The 20,478-nt window shown below is 46.6% G+C and carries 18 protein-coding genes; 8 read left to right on the top strand and 10 right to left on the bottom strand.

The annotated features are described in order from the left end of the window. Window positions 1-179 precede the first annotated feature (179 nt). The 8 genes from noc to rpmH all read right to left on the bottom strand — a co-directional run bounded on the left by noc (window position 180) and on the right by rpmH (window position 8,011). On the bottom strand, window positions 180-995 hold the full coding sequence (noc, locus tag AC3WT9_RS21265; RefSeq protein WP_341097476.1) for a nucleoid occlusion protein: 816 nt from the start codon (window positions 993-995) through the stop codon (window positions 180-182). Between the two features lie 318 nt (window positions 996-1,313). Then, window positions 1,314-2,036, bottom strand: a complete 723-nt coding sequence (gene rsmG, locus AC3WT9_RS21260; RefSeq protein ID WP_341097478.1) for a 16S rRNA (guanine(527)-N(7))-methyltransferase RsmG — start codon at window positions 2,034-2,036, stop codon at window positions 1,314-1,316. A 3-nt stretch (window positions 2,037-2,039) separates the two neighbouring features. Continuing rightward, window positions 2,040-3,926, bottom strand: a complete 1,887-nt coding sequence (gene mnmG, locus AC3WT9_RS21255) for a tRNA uridine-5-carboxymethylaminomethyl(34) synthesis enzyme MnmG (protein WP_341097479.1) — start codon at window positions 3,924-3,926, stop codon at window positions 2,040-2,042. Between the two features lie 94 nt (window positions 3,927-4,020). Further along, the gene (gene mnmE, locus AC3WT9_RS21250; RefSeq protein ID WP_341097481.1) at window positions 4,021-5,397 is read right to left on the bottom strand and encodes a tRNA uridine-5-carboxymethylaminomethyl(34) synthesis GTPase MnmE; all 1,377 of its coding nucleotides are present in this window, start codon (window positions 5,395-5,397) and stop codon (window positions 4,021-4,023) included. A 98-nt stretch (window positions 5,398-5,495) separates the two neighbouring features. Continuing rightward, a complete protein-coding gene (jag, locus tag AC3WT9_RS21245) occupies window positions 5,496-6,230 on the bottom strand; it encodes an RNA-binding cell elongation regulator Jag/EloR (protein WP_038598268.1) in 735 nt (244 codons plus the stop codon). Then, entirely contained in the window at window positions 6,227-7,114 is an 888-nt protein-coding gene (locus AC3WT9_RS21240; RefSeq protein WP_492407943.1) for a YidC/Oxa1 family membrane protein insertase, read from the bottom strand. Before AC3WT9_RS21240 ends, jag begins: the two co-directional genes overlap by 4 nt. A gap of 75 nt (window positions 7,115-7,189) precedes the next feature. After that, on the bottom strand, window positions 7,190-7,540 hold the full coding sequence (gene rnpA / locus AC3WT9_RS21235) for a ribonuclease P protein component (protein ID WP_038598273.1): 351 nt from the start codon (window positions 7,538-7,540) through the stop codon (window positions 7,190-7,192). Between the two features lie 336 nt (window positions 7,541-7,876). Then, window positions 7,877-8,011 (bottom strand): 50S ribosomal protein L34, encoded by a 135-nt coding sequence (gene rpmH / locus AC3WT9_RS21230; RefSeq protein WP_019914530.1) that lies wholly within the window; start codon window positions 8,009-8,011, stop codon window positions 7,877-7,879. 675 nt (window positions 8,012-8,686) lie between these two features. Between rpmH and dnaA the strand changes: the two genes are divergently transcribed. The 6 genes from dnaA to gyrB all read left to right on the top strand — a co-directional run bounded on the left by dnaA (window position 8,687) and on the right by gyrB (window position 15,012). Continuing rightward, complete coding sequence (gene dnaA / locus AC3WT9_RS21225; RefSeq protein ID WP_038584283.1) at window positions 8,687-10,033, top strand: chromosomal replication initiator protein DnaA; 1,347 nt, start codon at window positions 8,687-8,689, stop codon at window positions 10,031-10,033. 196 nt (window positions 10,034-10,229) lie between these two features. Next, on the top strand, window positions 10,230-11,372 hold the full coding sequence (gene dnaN, locus AC3WT9_RS21220) for a DNA polymerase III subunit beta (RefSeq protein WP_038584286.1): 1,143 nt from the start codon (window positions 10,230-10,232) through the stop codon (window positions 11,370-11,372). A 49-nt stretch (window positions 11,373-11,421) separates the two neighbouring features. Then, on the top strand, window positions 11,422-11,649 hold the full coding sequence (yaaA, locus tag AC3WT9_RS21215) for a S4 domain-containing protein YaaA (protein ID WP_038584289.1): 228 nt from the start codon (window positions 11,422-11,424) through the stop codon (window positions 11,647-11,649). Window positions 11,650-11,672: 23 nt separating this feature from the next. Then, window positions 11,673-12,791 (top strand): DNA replication/repair protein RecF, encoded by a 1,119-nt coding sequence (gene recF, locus AC3WT9_RS21210; RefSeq protein WP_341097486.1) that lies wholly within the window; start codon window positions 11,673-11,675, stop codon window positions 12,789-12,791. A 16-nt stretch (window positions 12,792-12,807) separates the two neighbouring features. After that, window positions 12,808-13,056: an extracellular matrix regulator RemB gene (gene remB / locus AC3WT9_RS21205; RefSeq protein ID WP_076114400.1), complete on the top strand. Its 249-nt coding sequence runs from the start codon at window positions 12,808-12,810 to the stop codon at window positions 13,054-13,056. Window positions 13,057-13,101: 45 nt separating this feature from the next. Then, on the top strand, window positions 13,102-15,012 hold the full coding sequence (gene gyrB / locus AC3WT9_RS21200) for a DNA topoisomerase (ATP-hydrolyzing) subunit B (RefSeq protein WP_341097488.1): 1,911 nt from the start codon (window positions 13,102-13,104) through the stop codon (window positions 15,010-15,012). A gap of 132 nt (window positions 15,013-15,144) precedes the next feature. Here gyrB and AC3WT9_RS21195 read toward each other — a convergent pair whose 3' ends face one another. After that, on the bottom strand, window positions 15,145-15,999 hold the full coding sequence (locus tag AC3WT9_RS21195) for a YheC/YheD family protein (RefSeq protein WP_341097489.1): 855 nt from the start codon (window positions 15,997-15,999) through the stop codon (window positions 15,145-15,147). 388 nt (window positions 16,000-16,387) lie between these two features. On the opposite strand from AC3WT9_RS21195, the gene gyrA reads away from it, so the two are divergent. Together gyrA and AC3WT9_RS21185 are read left to right on the top strand one after the other, a co-directional pair. Beyond that, window positions 16,388-18,940 (top strand): DNA gyrase subunit A, encoded by a 2,553-nt coding sequence (gyrA, locus tag AC3WT9_RS21190; protein ID WP_341376976.1) that lies wholly within the window; start codon window positions 16,388-16,390, stop codon window positions 18,938-18,940. Window positions 18,941-19,176: 236 nt separating this feature from the next. Then, window positions 19,177-20,277: an HD-GYP domain-containing protein gene (locus tag AC3WT9_RS21185; protein WP_341376977.1), complete on the top strand. Its 1,101-nt coding sequence runs from the start codon at window positions 19,177-19,179 to the stop codon at window positions 20,275-20,277. Here the strand turns inward: AC3WT9_RS21185 and AC3WT9_RS21180 are convergent. After that, a partial coding sequence (locus AC3WT9_RS21180) for a hypothetical protein (protein WP_492407942.1) occupies window positions 20,267-20,478 on the bottom strand: 212 nt, incomplete at its 5' end. The genes AC3WT9_RS21185 and AC3WT9_RS21180 overlap by 11 nt on opposite strands.

Genomic DNA, 20,478 nt, shown 5'->3' with positions numbered 1-20,478 from the left:
TTGTAGGTCGTGAGTTGTTTTACGGCGCAATCGTAAATTGAATACGGCATCACTTTTTGCGAGAAATATAGACAAATATACAAGTATCATTTCATTTCTGTCTTATGTGATATACTCCGGTTCAAGTCACAGAAAAGGCGGCCAATCACCTCAGGGCCGCCTTCAGCTTTTAAAACGAATTATCTTTTTGGGATTTGGATTACGATCTCGTAATGGTCACCGCGGTCATTTTCCGAGGTTTTAATCTCCATTCCAGAACCTGATACCATATCTATGGATTGACGAATTGTATTTAGAGCGAGCCGGACATCCTTTGTATAGGAAACCCGTTTGGATTTTTTGGTCTGATTCACAGCTTTATAAAATGCGATTCTTGCCTCTGTCTGCTTAACATTTAAGCCTTTAGAAATAATCTCCGCAAGCACCTTCAACTGCATTTCCACACTGTCTAGAGATAATAAGGAACGGGCATGCCGTTCTGTGATTTGGCGTTCCATAAGTGAAGTTTTAACCTGTTCAGGTAATTGCAGCAAGCGGATTTTATTCGCGATTGTTGACTGGCTTTTACCGAGACGCTGTGCCAAGCTTTCTTGAGTCAATTGATGAAGATCAATCAATTTCTGATAGGCGATAGCTTCTTCAATTGAGGTCAACCCTTCACGCTGCAAATTCTCGATTAAGGCAATAGATGCAGCCTGTGAATCATTGAACTCACGAACAATAGCCGGAATTGTCCCCAGACCAAGCTTCTTCACAGCCCGCCAGCGCCGTTCACCCGCGATAATCTCATACTGGGAATCGCGCATCCGCACGACAATAGGCTGGATCACACCGTGAGTTTTGATAGTCTGACAGAGCTCGTCTATCTTATCGTCATCAAAAATAGTCCGTGGCTGATAAGGACTGCTGATGACCTCATGAACCGGGATTTGTTTGATCTCTTCTCCGCTGCTCCGCTCGGTAAATCCAAAAAGCTTGGTGAATTGTTCTTTCATTCCGTTCATTACCACCTAATTTCGTTATAGTACGATCGCCTTGACCCTGCCTAGCGAAAAGCTTATCGTATCGTACAGCAAAAAGAAAGCTTCTATTGATTTTGTTTCAAAAGATATTGCAGTTTTGTTGGTGAAAAGTCTTACTATATTATTCTATCACTTTTCCGCTCATAATCCTATTCTCCATATGGACCTATTTTTCCTGCAATGCATGCTACGAATAAAGCGATGGAGAAATAAAAAAAGATCAAGCCCTAAGGAATAAGGACTTGATCTTTACAGCATTTATTCGCTTAAACGATGTTTCACGTGAAACAATCAGATCAAAGGAGATTTGGCCGGAATTCCCGCTTTACGCGGATATTTTGCTGGAGTAGCTCCTGTCTTGCGAATAATAACGATATGTCTGCCAGATTCCTCTACGGGTAAACTGAAGGATTCAACTTTTTGCAGTTCAGCGCGAAGCTCCTTGAAACTGAACTTCGCCTCCTTTAGTTCCTCAGCAGGATCACTACCCTTCATTGCTGCAAACACACCCTCTTTTTTTGTAAACGGAAGACAGAATTCATTCAACAAGGATAAACGGGCAACCGCCCGGGCCGTAACTATATCATAGGCATCGCGATGAACAAATTGTCGGGATACATCCTCTGCCCGGCCATGAATCAGTTGAACATTTTCTAATCCAAGTGTATCGCATACATGCTGGAGAAAGGAAATTCGTTTGCTTAGGGAATCAACAATTGTCAGCTTCAAATGAGGGAAACAAATCTTTAGCGGAATCCCTGGGAAGCCGGCTCCTGATCCGATATCAGCCAAGCTTTTCGCATCATCCATCTTTAAATAGAAAGCAAGTGAAAGGGAATCATAGAAATGCTTAGTATATACCTGATCCCGTTCGGTAATTCCGGTGAGATTCATTTTTTCATTCCAGGAAACCAGTTCCTGATAATAAAGCTCAAATTGCTTAAGCTGCTCCGGGTTCAGCTTGATTCCCTGTTCCTGAAGTAGAGCCGTAAACTGTGCTACAGTATTATCCATAGATTATCCTTTCGCTGCCGTCACACGATTGAAATGCTCCAAATGTACAAGAAGAATCGAAATATCTGCTGGTGTTACTCCAGCTATCCGCGAAGCCTGCCCGATTGAGATTGGAGCAATTTTAGTCAGCTTCTGCCGTGCTTCCATTGCCAATCCATGAATTTCGTTATAGTTGATAGTGTCAGGAATCTTCTTCTTCTCCATCTTTTGCAGCTTTTCCACATGCTGCAGCTGTTTCTCGATATATCCGGCATATTTAATCTGAATTTCAACCTGCTCCTTCATCTCTTCGTCCAGTGCTTCAGGAGAAGGAGAAACCTGGTCCACGAAACTATACGTAAGCTCAGGGCGGCGCATCAGTGTAAGCATGTTGCTTCCATCTGCGATTGGGGCAGACTCATAACCCGCAAGCGCATCATTGACCTCCACTGGTTTTACCTTAGTTTCCTGGAGCCGGACGATTTCACGTTCAACACGCTCTTTTTTATCCAGGAAAGCCGTATACCGCTGCTCTGGGATCAGACCAATATCATGTCCGATAGGCGTCAGACGCAGGTCAGCATTATCATGGCGAAGCAGCAGACGATATTCAGCACGCGAGGTGAGCAGACGATAAGGTTCATTAGTTCCTTTGGTCACCAAATCATCAATCAGTACGCCAATATAACCTTGGGACCGATCAAGTACTACCGGTTCTTTATCCTGAACTTTCCGCGCTGCATTAATGCCTGCCATAACCCCTTGCCCTGCTGCTTCTTCATAGCCGGAGGTGCCATTGATTTGACCGGCAGTGAACAGCCCAGGCAAACGTTTGGTTTCCAGCGAAGGCCATAACTGTGTAGGAACCATGGCATCATATTCAATCGCGTAACCATTACGCATCATTTCGACCTTTTCCATCCCTGGAATCGAACGCAGAACCGCCAGCTGAACATCTTCAGGAAGACTGGTGGAAAGTCCTTGTACATAGTATTCCGATGTGTTTTTCCCTTCCGGTTCAAGGAATATCTGGTGTTTGGATTTATCGCTGAAACGGACAACTTTATCTTCTATAGAAGGGCAATAACGGGGTCCTGTTCCTTCAATTATTCCAGTAAACATCGGCGCCCGATGAAGATTGTCATTAATGATCTGATGAGTCACTTCAGAGGTATAGGTGAGCCAGCAAGGAAGCTGCTCATTCTGCGACGACTTCGTTTCAAATGAGAAGAACTTCGGTTTGTCGTCACCCGGCTGAATTTCTGTTTTGGAAAAATCAATCGTGTCCTTATGCACACGTGGGGGTGTTCCTGTCTTAAAGCGCACCAGATCAAAACCAAGCTCACGCAAATTTTCGGACAACCGTACTGAAGGCTGCTGATTATTCGGCCCGCTCTCATATGTCAGCTCACCCATAATCACTTTGCCCCGCAAATAAGTTCCAGTCGTCAGAATAACCGTCTTGCTGCGGTAGACTGTACCTGTCTTCGTAATTACGCCGACACAGCGGCCGTCTTCAACGATAAGCTCCTCCACCATACCCTGGCGCAGCGTTAGGTTAGGGGTTTTCTCCATCGTTTCTTTCATCGCATGCTGATACAGAAATTTATCCGCTTGCGCACGCAAGGCATGGACGGCGGGTCCTTTGCCTGTGTTAAGCATACGCAATTGAATGTATGTCTTATCGATGTTGCGGCCCATTTCACCGCCGAGTGCATCAATTTCGCGCACTACATGGCCCTTGGCTGGTCCGCCAATGGACGGATTGCAGGGCATAAATGCCACCATATCCAGGTTTATCGTAATCATCAACGTATTGCAGCCCATGCGTGCAGCCGCCAGAGCAGCCTCGCAACCGGCATGTCCGGCGCCTATGACAACAACGTCATAGCTGCCTCCTTCATAACTCATGTCTTGTTCCTCCCCAAAGGCTGCGTTTCAATCGCAGTAATATAATGAACATGATCTGCAATAACTCAGTAATGAATCATTCGCAAGAAGCATGTTATTTGCCTAAACAGAATTGTGAGAAAATTTGATCCAGCAGAGAATCGGCAGCAGTATCCCCGATAATTTCTCCAAGCTGCTCCCAAGCCAACCTTACATCGATCTGGATCATATCAATTGGAATATGCATCTCCGCAGCCTCGTACGCATCCTGTAGCGACCTATGCGCTTTTTTGAGCAGTGCGATATGGCGTACATTACTTACATAGGTCAAATCTCCCGATTCCAGCTTGCCGCCAAAAAAGAGCTCCGAAATAGCTTCTTCCAGTTTATCCAGGCCTTCCTCTTCCAGTACCGACATTGGGACAATGCTGGCCTCGCTAAAATATTCGTGCAGCTTGGCTTTATCCAGGCGTGCCGGTAAGTCCATTTTATTCATGATGACTAAGGCTTGTCTACCGTGGATTTGTTCCATAAGTTCCAGCTCATCTTCATGCAGCTCTTCATTTGCGTTCAGCACCAGTAGAATCAGGTCAGCATCACTAAAAGCTGCTTTGGAACGCTCTACCCCGATTTTTTCCACGACATCCATGGTTTCACGAATACCTGCTGTATCGAGGAGCTTCAACGGTATATTATTAATCGTTACAAATTCCTCTATGACATCACGCGTTGTTCCTGGAATATCCGTTACAATCGCTTTGTTATCGCGAGCCAATGCGTTCAGCAGGGATGATTTACCGACATTGGGACGGCCCACAATAGCTGTCGTAATGCCTTCGCGCAAAATTTTACCTTCATTAGCAGTCTTGAGCAGCTTATTAATGCCGTCCATTACTTCACTGCTCTTGTCTTTAATAAACTCGGCGGTTAAGGCTTCCACATCATGTTCGGGATAATCAATATTCACTTCAATATGCGCCAGCGTCTCGATAAGGGTATGGCGCAGGGAGTGGATACGCTGGGACAATGAACCGCTAACCTGCTTCAGCGCAACGGAAAAAGCCCGGTCCGACTTGGAACGGATCAAATCAATCACCGCTTCTGCCTGGGAAAGGTCAATTCGTCCGCCCAAAAAAGCACGCTTGGTGAATTCACCCGGCTCAGCCAATCGGATATCCTGCTGCAACAGCAGATCCATCACTCTTCTGACCGAAATCACCCCGCCATGGGCACTGATTTCCACTACATCCTCTGTTGTAAAAGAACGTGGTCCCTTCATCACAGTTACCAGCACTTCTTCCATTCGTTCTCCGTCAGCCGGACTTATAATATGGCCGTAATGAACGGTATGTGATTCCGCTTCGGTCAGCGGAACCCGGCTGCGGAATAAGGGTGCAACCTGGGAGATGGCCTGTGGGCCGCTCACCCGGATGATCGCAATTCCCCCTTCGCCTAATGCCGTTGATACGGCAGCGATGGTGTCACTAAGCATGCTGTTATTCACCTCAATATAATCTATACTTTCCTCTATTTTAAAAAAAGCAATGACCCCTTACATTGGTCAAGGAGTCATTGCGGCAATATTAGTCTCTACTTCAATGTTATAACGACACGGCGATTCGGTTCCTCACCCTTACTAAGGGTGTTGACCTGCCGGTGATCCTGCAGCCTGGCATGTATAATCTTCCGTTCCTGCGGTGACATCGGCTCCAGCACGACCTCTTTACGGGTTCGAACTACCCGTCCCGCAAGCCGGTCAGCCAGCTCTTCCAATGTCTTTTTGCGGCGTTCGCGGAAATTCTCCGCATCCAGCACCAGCCGGATGAAACTGTCAGAATAACGGTTGGCCACAATATTAGCCAAATACTGCAAAGCATCGAGAGTTTGTCCTCTTCTGCCGATCAGCAGCCCCAGATCCGGACCGGAAATTTGCAGAATGGTCGATTCCTTCGTATGAACGATTTCCACTTCTACCTCTAGCCCCATACTCTTGGCGACATCCACGATGAAATGAACGGCTTCTTGGTATGCTTCCTCCACCGGTTGTCCGGAATCTTGGCGCGGCACGCCGCCGACAGCCTCCTGTTTGCTCTCTCTAGATGACTGCTGAGGCATTGACGGAGCACTCGCCGCTGATGCCGGTGCGGCCTCGGCAATTAAGGTTAATTCAACCTTGGCATCCTTCGCACCGATCAATCCAAGGAATCCTCTTGACGGCTGTTCAAGTACGTTGACCGTGACCCGGTCCTTTTGAACTCCAAGCTGGTTAAGTCCCCGTTCTACAGCTTCTTCAATGGTTTTCCCTGTTGCGACGATTTTGCTCATTTTGACTTTTTGGCCCCCTTCGATCCTTTGCTTCCATTGCCTTTCGTAGCGGAAGCAGGATTCTTGCTCTTCACAAGGTTAACTTCACTGCTGCTACCGGCACCTGCAACAGCCAATTTGGTCTTATCGTTGTTGCGGTATAAGAAGTAGTTCTGAATAATGGTGTAAAGGTTACTGTAGAACCAGTACAGTGGAAGTGCTGAAGGGAAATTGTAGGACATGATGAAAATCAAAACCGGATATACCATCATCATGAACTGCATAGGGCCCTGCTGTTGAACCGGATTCATCTTTGTCATCATTCTGGTCTGCAGGAATGTAGTAGCGGCAGCCAGCAACGGCAGGATGAACAGATGATCGGGTTTGCCGAGCTGGAGCCACAAGAACGAATGCTCCCGCAGAGCAGGGTTGTAATAGATCGAGTTATATAGAGCGATAAAAATTGGCATTTGCACAATCAGCGGCAGACAGCCGGAAATCGGATTCACCTTATTTTCCTGGAACAGGCGCATCGTTTCTTGCTGTACTTTTTCAGGCTGATCTTTATATTTTTTCTGGATCTTTTGGAGTTCCGGTTGAATGGCCTGCATCGCACGCGAGCTCCTTACCTGCTTCATGGTAAGCGGCAAAATTAAAGTGCGGACGATCAAAACCATTACAAGTACGGCTAGTCCATACTGTCCATCAAACCATTTTGCGAAAGTATCGAGCGCTATGGCGAAATAATAAACGACATTACTTTGCCAAAAGCTTCCGTTCTTCAAATCCTCCGTAGTGTGCGTAACCGCTGATGATGGAGCGCACCCTGACAGAACAGCAATCATCAGTACCATTAGGCCGAGGAGAAGAAATTGTTTTCCTCGTCTAGTCTTCAATAGAGACACTTCAAAACCCCTCTCATAAACATTCCATTGCACCGTAAATCATACCATAATTATGAATACAAATAAACAAGCCCCTTACTTGCGTGAAGCCTTGAGCAGCTTGGCTTTGCGCAGTACATGAAGCGCACTTTTCTCCAGCTCGGCGTAATCCATAGAAAGTGCTCCTTTACGAACGATGAAGACCATGTCCAGCCCGCCGGCAATTTCCGGTTCATGATGGCGGATGATTTCCTTCACCAGTCGTCTCATCCGGTTTCGGACGACGGCGTTTCCGACCTTTTTGCTAACCGACACACCCAACCGGAACCGCTCCACCTCTTTTCTGCTGAACCAATACACTACAAATTGATGATTCGCAAATGACTTCCCATGGCGATATACGCGACTGAAGTCAGCACGGTTTCGTAATCGTAATCTTTTGTGCACGGGAATCTCCTATTCAAAGACCGGACACGAGGAGCTCCGGAATTTTTCTTCTAAATTAGTATAGTCATCCGGCTGCCGCCATAAACGGTTAAGTCCGGACATATGGCTTATTCCTTCATTTACATCCGCATACATTAAAAAGCCCCGCAAAGTGTAGCCAACATCCTCTGCAGAGCTTAACAATTATTCATGCACTCGTGAAAAAGGGAACCTCCTTCATTATAAAGGCCGATATCCGTTTCTCGGGCTATATAAGGAAGCGAATCAGATGATCCACCTGTCCAGCCCCCTTATATTTAAAAAAGGACCACCGCAGTGGTCCTTAAGTGGCCTAACTTACGCACTCAAAACTTTTCTGCCTTTCAAGCGGCGGGCTGCCAGCACTTTGCGGCCGTTTTTCGTGCTCATTCTTTTGCGGAAACCATGCACCTTCTTGCGTTTGCTCACATTCGGTTTGAACGTCGGTCTCATGTATTGCACCTCCCTTACAGGAACTTAATTACTGTCATATTAGCAGAAACGGACTAAGCCGCTCTTTTGAGTAGGGACAGTATCTACAAGTATTGTCATTATAATTTGAAGACATATCCTCACAGAAAACACCTTTATATATTTAAACACATAATGTGCGAAAAAGTCAACCTTGTCTCTCCAACCTTACTCCCCCACATTTAAATCGGCTTATCCACAATCCACCGATCGAAAAATTTAATCCACAGCGTTTTACAGTTATCCACCTGTGTGCAAAGAATGAAGTCGACTAATCACACATGCGCACAACCTGTGTATAAAAAAATCGAAGTCATGACGGAAACTGTCGAACGGTAAACAAATTATCAACAATATGTAGTGTTGTTCTTAAAAATTATACACAAGTGCTTGAATTTGTGGATAAAATGGCGTCGCTCATTGAAAAATAAGGGGGCATTTGCTATGATGGTATTACTTTTGAATGTGAATAGATTTGTTTGTTCTATATATTATCAACAAGCTGTGGATAAAGTTGTGAACAATTCAAATTTATCCATATTTTTTTGTCTCTTGATATTGCATATTGGGGATAAGATTCAGCACTAACCCATTTTCTTCGACATTTCCACTTCATGGCTGATGCCACATTTGGAAGATTTAAAGGAGTGACAGTCTGTGGACAGCCATACTTCCGAATTATGGCAGCAAATATTATCGATTATTCAAACCAAATTAAGCAAACCGAGCTTCGATACATGGTTTAAGGCTACGAAGGCATTAACTCTTAGCCAGCACGCCATTATCATCTCGGCACCTACAACGTTTGCCGTAGAATGGCTGGAAAGTCGCTACACCAAATTGGTAGGAGCTACGGTTTATGAAGTTACCGGACAACAGGTTGACGTCAAATTTGTGATTGAGGAGAACAAGCCCGTAGAGCCTGTAATCCAGCAAATGACGCCTTCTCCCGCAGTATCGCGTGAAGAAGCGCAGACTCATTTGCTTAATCCCAAATACACTTTCGATACGTTCGTTATCGGCTCCGGCAACCGGTTTGCGCATGCAGCCTCTCTGGCTGTAGCGGAAGCGCCTGCCAAAGCGTATAACCCCTTGTTTTTGTACGGCGGGGTGGGTCTCGGGAAGACTCATCTAATGCATGCCATCGGACACTACGTCCTGGAACATAACCCTAACAATAAGGTTATCTACATCTCGTCCGAGAAATTCACGAATGAATTCATCAACTCCATCCGTGACAACCGCGGTGAAAGCTTCCGTAACAAATACCGCAACGTTGACATTCTGCTGATTGACGATATTCAATTCCTGGCCGGCAAAGAGTCAACGCAGGAGGAATTTTTCCATACGTTTAACGCTCTTCATGAAGAACGCAAGCAAATTATTATCTCCAGCGACCGTCCCCCAAAGGAAATTCCCACTCTGGAAGAACGGCTTCGTTCCCGTTTTGAATGGGGACTCATAACCGATATTCAACCGCCTGATCTGGAGACGCGGATTGCCATTTTGCGCAAGAAAGCCAAAGCGGAGAACCTGGATATCCCCAATGAGGCCATGATGTACATCGCCAACCAGATCGATACGAACATTCGCGAGCTTGAGGGCGCATTGATCCGTGTTGTTGCCTATTCATCGCTTACCAACCAGGACGTGACCACTCATCTGGCAGCCGAAGCACTGAAGGATATCATTCCTTCCAGCCGGCCGAAGATGATCACCATGAACGATATTCAGCAAAAGGTCGGCGAATATTACAATTTGCGCATGGAAGATTTCAAGGCGCGCAAACGCACCAAAGCCGTAGCTTTTCCACGTCAAATCGCTATGTATCTCTCCCGTGAATTAACGGATTATTCGCTTCCCAAAATCGGAGAAGCTTTCGGGGGACGTGACCATACGACAGTTATACATGCCCATGAGAAGATTACGCAGCAATTAAAGGTAGACCAGGAGTTGTACAAAGTGGTAAATAATCTTGCGGAGAAAATTAAAAATCCTTCCTAAGAGGAACAAAGAGCCTATGCACAATCTATACACATGTGGATAGGCTTAATTTTATGCTGTTTCTGGGGTTATCCACATAAACGGCGCCCCTACTACTAATACTATTAAATAACTATAATAATTCATCTTCTAAGAGCAGGTTTCGAAGAGGACTTACGTACACCTATTTCCCAATTTTTCAGCTAGGAGTGAAATCATGAAAATCAGCATTCTTAAAAATGAACTCAACGAATCAATCGGGCACGTATCCAAGGCCATCTCCAGCAGAACCACGATCCCCATTCTGACCGGCATTAAGCTGGAGGTAAGCCATCAAGGCGTTACCCTGACTGCAAGTGATACGGACATTTCCATTCAGTCCTTCATACCTGCAGAGAACGATAGCCATACCATCGTAAAAGTGGAACAGCCAGGAAGCGTTGTGCTTCCAGCCAAATTTTTCGTCGAGATCATCAAGAAGCTTCCCTCCAAAGAAATTCACATGGAAGTCAAAGAGGGCTTTCAAACCTATATCTCTTCCGGTTCCACGGAGATTCAGATCGTCGGTCTTGACCCCGAGGAATTCCCGGTACTGCCCAGCATCGAGGAGAACGAAACGATCTCAATTCCAGGTGATTTGCTGAAAAATATGATTAAACAAACAGCGTTCTCCATCTCCACCCAAGAGACAACGCCTATTCTGACAGGGATTCTGTGGAATCTGAGTGAGAATGAATTTAAATTTACAGCTACCGACCGCCACCGTCTGGCCACAAGAGCTGCGCATCTGGAAGGGACCGAGAATGTCCAATTCGCCAACATCGTCATTGCCGGCAAAACGCTGAATGAGTTAAGCAAAATCATTCCGGACCAGAATATGCTGGTGGATATTGTCGTGGCCGATAATCAGGTGCTCTTCAAAATCGACAAGGTGCTGTTCTATTCGCGGATTTTGGATGGAATTTATCCGGATACTTCTAGAATTATTCCGACCAACTACAAAACAGAACTAACTTTGGATACAAAAAAACTCAGCGAATCAATTGACCGCGCTTATTTGCTGTCCCGTGAAGAAAAAACAAACATTGTCCGTATGCAGACACTGGAAAACGGCGACGTTGAGATCTCTTCCAGCTCGTCAGAGCTGGGGAAGGTCCGTGAAGAACTGGAAGTGCTTGATTTCAAAGGCGAGCCGCTCAAAATCTCCTTCAACTCCAAATATATGCTCGATGTCCTGAAAGTTGTCGAAAGCGAGCAGCTCGTCATCGCCTTCACCGGTATGATGAGTCCGATTATTCTTAGACCGCTGGATGACAGCCGCAGTCTGTATGTCATTCTGCCGTACCGCACAACAAATTAAACGCCGCTGTTCACGGACCTGTGGATAAGTGGCGGAAAGGATAAAAAACATGAAAAAAATACTTATCCACAGTGGATATATTAAGCTGGACCAGTTCTTGAAGCTTTCGGATTGCGTATCCACAGGCGGCATGGCGAAGGCGCTGCTGCAGGAAGGCTACGTGAAGGTTAACGGGGAAAAAGAAGAACGACGTGGCAGAAAGCTTTATCCGGGTGATACAATAGAGGTTCAGGACAACGGCGCATTCGAGATTGAAGGCGGCGGAATAAAAGAGTAGTTCACCCAAGGAGGCAGAGGTTCGTGTTTGTTAAAAATATCGGTCTGCAGCATTACCGTAACTACGGGCTGCTGCGTCTGGAGAACCTGGGCGATGTGAACCTGATTCTCGGTCAGAATGCCCAGGGCAAAACAAACCTCATGGAGGCTCTGTTCGTCCTGGCGATGACCAAGAGCCACCGTACCTCGAAGGACCGGGAACTCATTTCTTTTGATGCTCCCGGAGGATCCGCGCAAATTGTTGCCGAGGTGGAACGTAAATATGGCGATTTGAAGCTGGAGCTAACCTTGTCCGCCCAAGGCAAAAAAGCCAGAATCAACGGGCTGGAACAGCGCAGGCTCAGTGAATTCGTCGGCTCGCTCAACGTGGTGATGTTCGCTCCGGAAGATCTGGAGATCGTCAAAGGGACACCTGGAATACGGCGCCGGTTTCTTGATATGGAGATTGGCCAGGTGCAGCCAAGTTATCTTTTCCATCTGCAGCAATACCAGAAGGTGCTTCTGCAAAGAGGCAATCTGCTGAAGCAGCTATGGGGTAAAGAAGCAGCAGGCAAGGAGCTGTTGGACATATGGGATGCCCAACTTATAGAGCATGGTGTTAAAATCGTCAAAAAAAGGAAACAATTCATAAAGAAGCTGCAAATCTGGGCAGAGAGCATTCACCGGGGCATTACGAACGGCGGGGAAGAGCTGAAATTGCTGTACGTCCCCTCTTTCGGCGAGCGGGACGAGGAAGATGAAGCTGTCTTATTAGACAAATTTATGTTAAAGTTATCACAAACAAGAGATCAGGAAATTAGGCGCGGCATGACGCTGACGGGTCCCCATCGGGATGACCTGTCCTTTTTTATCAACGGAAGAGAAGCTCAGGTCTACGGTTCTCAGGGGCAGCAGCGCACGGCAGCTTTATCGCTCAAGCTGGCGGAAATCGAACTGATCCATGAAGAAATCGGGGAGTACCCTGTGCTGCTTCTTGATGATGTTTTGTCCGAGCTTGATCCTTACCGCCAGACTCAGCTTATAGAAACCTTTCAAAGCAAGGTACAAACCTTCATCACTGCCACCGGTGTGGAAAGTTTAAGTGCCGATAAATTAAAAGGCGCAAGCCTATACCATGTTCATGATGGAAAAGTGGAGTTATAAAGAGCGGAGGAAGAGAATGTATATTCATTTGGGCGGAGAAAAGATTATTCGATCCTCAGAGCTGATTGCTATATTTGATATATCAATTGAGAAGTCCTCGAAGGTGTCGAAGCAGTTCATTGTTCATTCCCAGCAGGATAAAAAACTGGAACGAATCGGTGAAGAGGAAGCGAAGTCCATTGTCGTGACCAAAAATACTGTGTACTACTCCCCTATTTCCTCCTCCACTCTCAAAAAAAGAGCCAAAATCTTGTTGGAAATATAATCTTTTCAGGTTACAAGAGATAATCAGAAAGAAGTAGGTGAAGGCATGTCAATGAATCAACCGACATATGATGAGAGCCAGATTCAGGTACTGGAAGGGCTGGAAGCTGTTCGGAAACGTCCCGGCATGTACATTGGCTCCACTAGCGCTAAAGGTCTGCATCATTTGGTTTGGGAGGTCGTCGATAACAGTATCGATGAGGCGCTGGCAGGTTTTTGCGACCGGATTCAAGTGATGATTCATGAAGATAACAGTGTGACCGTTATTGATAACGGACGGGGTATCCCTGTCGGTGAGAACGTGAAGCTGAAGAAATCGACACTTGAGGTTGTAATGACTGTCCTGCATGCAGGTGGTAAATTCGGCGGTGGCGGATATAAGGTTTCGGGCGGTCTTCACGGTGTAGGGATATCGGTTGTGAACGCATTATCCGAGAAGGTAGTTGTAACCGTCAAACGTGACGGCCACGTCTACCAGCAGGAATACAGACGCGGTGCACCGCAATATGATATCAAGATTATCGGAGATTCCGACGAGACGGGTACCACTACAACCTTTCATCCAGACTCGGAGATTTTCACCGAAACGACAGTCTTCGAATACAACACGCTCCTTACCCGTATCCGCGAGCTGGCGTTCCTTAACAAGGGAATCGAGCTTTCACTGCTGGATGAGCGGACGGGGGTTTCCAATACCTTCAAATACGATGGCGGTATCGTAGAATATGTGAAATATTTGAACGAGAAAAAAGAGGCGCTTCATGAAGATCCGATCTACGTGGAAGGCTCACGGGATATGATTGCGGTTGAAGTAGCTCTGCAATATAACGATTCGTACACAGAGAACATTTACTCTTTTGCCAACAATATCAATACACATGAAGGCGGAACACATGAATCTGGCTTTAAGAGTGCATTGACACGGATCATCAATGATTATGCCCGCAAGACCGGCGTGATCAAGGACAGCAGCAACAATCTGACCGGAGATGACGTTCGTGAAGGATTGACGGCGATTATTTCCGTGAAAATTCCTGAGCCGCAATTCGAAGGGCAAACGAAGACCAAGCTCGGCAACAGTGAAGTCCGCGGGATTGTAGAATCCCTGTTCGGTGAGAAGCTGCAGGAATTCCTGGAAGAGAACCCTGCAGTTTCCCGGCGGGTGCTGGAGAAGTCACTGCAGGCTTCACGTGCCCGTGAGGCTGCCCGCAAAGCCCGTGAACTGACCCGCCGCAAGAGCGCTCTTGAAGTCAGTGCCTTGCCGGGTAAGCTGGCAGACTGCTCATCCAAGGACGCTTCGATCAGTGAGCTGTATATCGTCGAAGGTGACTCTGCCGGTGGATCAGCCAAGCAGGGCCGGGACCGTCACTTCCAGGCGATTCTGCCATTGCGCGGTAAAATCCTGAACGTAGAGAAAGCACGGCTTGACCGTATCCTATCCAATGCCGAAATCCGGGCGATTATTACTGCTCTGGGAACCGGGATCAGCGAGGACTTCGATCTGTCCAAGGCGCGTTATCACAAGGTTGTTATTATGACTGATGCGGACGTCGACGGAGCCCATATCCGGACTCTGCTGTTGACCTTCTTCTACCGCTACATGCGGAAGATTATCGAAGCTGGCTATATTTATATCGCCCAGCCGCCGCTGTTCAAAATTGAGCGCAACAAAGTCATCCGCTATGCTCAAAGTGAGAGAGAACGCGATGAGATCATTGCTACCTTTGGTGAGAATGTTAAGGTAAATGTTCAGCGCTACAAAGGTCTGGGAGAAATGAACGCCACTCAGCTTTGGGATACCACCATGGATCCTGAGAGCCGCATGATGCTGCAGGTAACGATTGATGATGCCATCTTGGCTGACGGAATTTTCGATACGCTGATGGGCGATAACGTTGAGCCGCGTCGCGAGTTCATTCAGGAACATGCCCAATCTGTTCGGAACCTTGATATTTAATCATATGCGCACACCGGTCCTCATACAGGGCTGAAGCATATGTTCTTAGCAAAGAACCTCCAGTTTCCTATTCCTTGGCGAATAGAAGCCGGAGGTTCTTTTGGTTAGGTAGTCTTTTGCTCAGGAGAGGGGTTACCGGCGGGAGACGGCTGTTTTTCTTCTCTTTAACCGTCCATACGCCACAGCATAACGATGAATTTTGCGGTAAACAGATTTGTCGTGAATTAATTTAAAGGCAATGATGGAGGGAAGGGTGTTCACTTCAAGCAGCCATACATCATGATGCTGATCCAGGGCGATATCAAGCCCGATTTCTTTAAGCCCAGGGTAGGCTGTTTCAAGCTGCATGGCAATTTTTACACCCAGGGATTTTAACGACTGAAGAGTGGATGCCATCTCTGCCGGGCTCATATGTTCTTTAAACAACGCATTGACGGTAAAGACACTGCCCCCATTATGATAATTGGTCACAATCTTTTGCGGAGCGGCGACTCTGCCCAGCATTCCGGTTGTTTCCCACCCTCCATCCGGTCTTTTTTGCGTTAGTACGCGCAAATCAAACGGGCGGTCAGCATGCCGGAGCAAATCAATTCCCTGTTGGATTAAGTAGGAACGTCCTCTAATCTTGGGCTTCAAAGCATTATGCAGTTCCTCCGTTGTGGAGAATGCTTCTGCCTCCAAACCATGACGCAAGATATACATTATTTTTTGTTCAACCGCGGCTTCACTGCTTCCAGTACCGTAATCCCCGTTGACCGGCTGCTGTCCGCTGGGACTTAAATTCACCATACGCTGCTCGGCTCGCATCACACCATTCCCATAAGTCCCGCGGTCAGGTTTTATATATACCGTCCCGTAGGTTCCGAGCAATTCGTTAAGAGCGGCCAAACTGTACTTTCGTGTTTCCGGGATGAAGATTGCCAGTAGGCGGTTTTGCAGGATAACTTTAGTTTTTGCCCATTTGCTGGAGACCCGTTGAATCCTCATTATCTTCCTCCTTTAAAAGTTTTGTGAGCGTAACAGCATTGAATTCTCCTCGTACAAAACTTGCTCCGAAAGCATAAACTTAAAGTTTTGTGGGTTGATCTGAATGATGAATCTGGAAAGCTGAAATTTTAGGACAAGCTAACTAAACAATGTTATAATATTAGGATATGGGGTTATGTCTTTTTGGACAAAACCAGGGCCATATAACCAATCTTCTTGTCTTTACAGTCTATGTAACGAAGACATTGGCGGAAAGGGCATTTACCCCTGACTGTGCCAAAAGAAATGAATATAGAAGATATAAATCTATAGTGTTTAATTGTGCTGCTTTTGTGAAAGTAATATAATAAAGGGTAGCGGTTTTTAACTGAAGGAGGTCCAGCAACTCATGGCTGAACAAAATAACCCGCAAATCAAAGATCGGGACATTGGTGAGGAAATGCGCGAATCCTTTATGGATTACGCAATGAGCATCATTGTAAGCCGGGCTTTGCCAGATGTGCGGGACGGACTCAAGCCTGTTCACCGACGCATTTTGTTTGCGATGTCGGAACTTGGAATGTCTCCGGATAAACCTCACAAGAAGTCAGCGAGAATCGTCGGTGAGGTTATCGGTAAGTATCATCCTCACGGGGACTCCGCTGTTTATGAGACGATGGTACGGATGGCGCAGGATTTCTCCATGCGCTACATGCTCGTAGACGGTCATGGGAACTTCGGTTCCATTGACGGAGATATGGCGGCAGCAATGCGGTATACCGAGGCACGCCTGTCCAAAATCGCCGGAGAAATGCTTCGCGATCTCAACAAGGAAACAGTTGATTTCGCACCTAACTATGACGGTGAAGAGAATGAACCTGTAGTTTTGCCTGCGCGTTATCCTAACCTGCTCGTTAACGGGGTATCCGGGATCGCTGTAGGGATGGCTACCAACATTCCTCCGCATAATCTGGGTGAAGTCATTGATGGCGTACAGGCGATGATCAGGAATCCAGAGATCACACCTATGGAGCTTATGGAATATATTCAAGGGCCGGATTTCCCTACAGCGGGCTATATTTTGGGCCGTGAAGGTATTCGCCAAGCTTACCGTACAGGACGCGGATCAGTTACGATGCGTGCTAAAGCAACCATTGAGGAGAACAATGGTAAAGCGCGGATCATTGTGCATGAACTGCCTTATCAGGTCAACAAAGCGAGATTGGTTGAAAAGATTGCAGAATTGGTACGTGAGAAACGGATCGAGGGAATAACTGATCTTCGTGATGAATCCGACCGTAACGGTATGCGCGTTGTAATTGAGATGCGGCGTGATGTCAATCCAAGTGTCGTACTCAATAACTTGTACAAACATACTGCCATGCAATCTACATTCGGTATCAATATGTTGGCTATTGTAGGCAACGAGCCGAAGATCCTGAATCTTCGCGACGTGCTGTATCACTACTTACAGCATCAAATCGAAGTTATCCGCCGGCGGACGATCTTTGATCTGAAGAAGGCTGAGGCACGGGCGCATATTCTGGAAGGTCTGCGTGTTGCACTGGATCATCTGGATGAGGTTATTGCACTGATCAGGGCTTCCCGTACGACGGATATCGCCCGTGAAGGCTTGATGGAAACATTCAGCCTCAGTATTGAGCAGGCTCAAGCAATTCTCGATATGCGGATGCAGCGCCTGACCGGATTAGAACGGGAGAAAATTGAGAACGAGTATAATGAATTGCTAGTCAAGATTGCCGAGTATAAGGAAATTCTGGCCAATGAGCATCTCGTGCTTGATATCATCAGCAGCGAGCTTCAGGAAATCCGTGATAAATTTTCGGATGACCGCCGCACCGAAATCACTGTCGGCGAAGAAAGCATTCTTGACGAGGATCTGATCCCGCGTGAAGAGGTTGTCATTACGATTACGCATACCGGTTATATCAAACGTCTGCCGGTCAGCACGTATCGCAGCCAGAAGCGTGGAGGCCGCGGTGTGATCGGGATGGATACCAAGGATGAGGATTTCGTGGAGCATCTCTTCGTGAGTAATTCCCATAATTACCTCATGTTCTTTACCGATAAGGGCAAAGTGTACCGGATCAAGGCTTATGAGATTCCTGAGCTTGGACGTACTGCACGGGGGACGCCGATTATCAACCTGATTCAAATTGAACAGGGTGAGAAGATCAGTGCAGTCATTCAGGTAGAGGAAGCGGATAGCGACAAATACCTGTTCTTTGCTACCCGTGAAGGGATCGTGAAGAAAACGCCGCTTGAAGATTATAACAACATCCGCAAAGGCGGATTGATTGCCATTAATCTTCGTGAGGAAGACTCCTTGATCGAAGTTAAGCTGACAGACGGAGAGCAGAATCTGATTATCGGTACTGCCCGCGGCATGTCGATTACCTTCTCCGAGAACGATGTACGTTCTATGGGCCGCAGTGCAACAGGGGTCAAAGGGATTAACTTGGACGACAATGACCATGTGATCGGAATGGACTGCGTGGACAAGGAGCTTGAGGTGTTGATCGTAACGACTAAGGGTTACGGCAAACGTACACCTGCCAGCGACTATCGTTCACAAACCCGTGGCGGTAAGGGAATCAAGACCATTAATCTTACGGATAAGAATGGACCGGTTGTTGGCTTGAAGGTTGTTAAGAAAGACGAAGACCTGATGATCATTACAACGAGCGGAACCTTGATTCGTACGAGTATGGATGGGATTTCTACCATGGGCCGTTATGCGCAGGGCGTTAAGCTGATTAATATCCGTGAGGATGATGCAGTAGCCACCCTTTGCAGAGCCGATAAGAATGAGGAAGACGAATTGTCCGAACTCGAGGACGGCGAAGAGAGCCAGGTTACAGCAATAGATGAAACTGCTGAAACTGCTGAAGCCGCTGAGCCTGAAATGGACGCCGGCAATGACGAGGATATTCTCGAATAGCACTCCATAAAGAGAGCACAGGCTTCTTATAAGAAGCCCGTGCTCTTTTTGCTTTTAAATATAATTTTTATGGATTGCCGATACACTATCTAGCCGCTTGCAACTATCCATACTATAATTAGAGAATCAAGTACTCCGGTGCTGCCTGGCGGCACACCAGTTAGCCGGTAATGTTCAGTCTCTATATAGAGCAGCATTCCTGAGCGCAAGTGTCATGAAGTAGAGGGGCTGAGTGGATGCCAAATATATCCGTAGCAGAAGTTAAACCAGGTTCAAAAATTATCAAAGATGTAGTTACCCCTTTAGGAGGAGTATTATTTCCCAAGGGAAAAATAATACTGCCACGCGACATTGAGATTCTGCAGGCTTTTTTAATTCAACAGGTGGAGATTGAAGGCAACCAGGGAGAGGCTGTACCTGCTGAAAATGTTAAAGCAGCCGCGAAGACGTTGCCAGTCAAGGCAGGAACACTCATTAATGAGTCAGTGCTGGCCAAGAGCAATTCCTCTTTACATGATGAATATGAGAAGATGCTGATTTTGATTAAGCAGAGCTACCGTTCTGTTGCTGCTGCCTCGATACCCATTTTTGAATTACGGAGTCAGTTGGAAGCATTGATCGACAATTTAAAAGATTATCATGTCTTGAAGTTTGCTCCACGGATTCTGCAGGATGAAGATTATAACTATCACAATGCAGTGCTGTCGGCATTAACCTGTTATAAAATAGCCCAGTGGTGCGGATATCCGCAGAAAGACTGGATGCAGGCCGCATTTGCCGGTTTGCTGCATGATATCGGTAACGTTAAAGTAGATGGGGCACTGCTGCACAAGCCGACTCCGCTGAACGGAGCTGAATTAGAAGAAGTCCGCAGGCATACCACTTATGGATACCAGCTGCTGAGAAATGTTACAGCTATTAACGAAGGGGTTAGACTTGCAGCACTTCAGCATCACGAAAAAATAGACGGTACTGGTTATCCGCTCCATCTGGAGGGCAGCCAGATTCATATCTACGCCAAGATCGTTGCTGTGGCTGATATCTTTCATGCTATGACCCTGGAGAAGGCATACAGAAAGGCTCAATCGCCTTATCTGGTATTGGAGCAGCTACAGACCGAAAGCTTCGGTAAGCTGGATCCGGTTATCGTTCAAACCTTTATTCAGAAAACAACAGATCTCTACAATGGCACAAGAATACGATTAAGCGACGGACGTCATGGAGAGATTATCTTTACAGACCGCAGCAACCCTACACGCCCTATGATCCAGGTGGAGGGAAAGATCGTCAACCTGATGATGGAACGTGAGCTATACATTCAGGAGATCATTGCCTAACCCAAGGGATGAGTCCAACGAAAGCTTTGTTATCGCCCTTTAAGCTGGTGCCTTTGCAGTAGGGGGCGGTACAAGCTGTATACTCCAGAAAGAATTTTATAAATAATGCTTGCAATGCAGACCTATACATGATATATTCTATTTCTGGCCGCGAAACATCAACGCCTGGCTCGGAAAAGAAGTTAAAAAAAGAGCTTGCAT

Source organism: Paenibacillus sp. EB106-06-01-XG199 (assembly GCF_058791575.1).
Note: the sequence above shows the minus strand (reverse complement) of the source record. Positions and strands in the feature narration are given on the sequence as shown.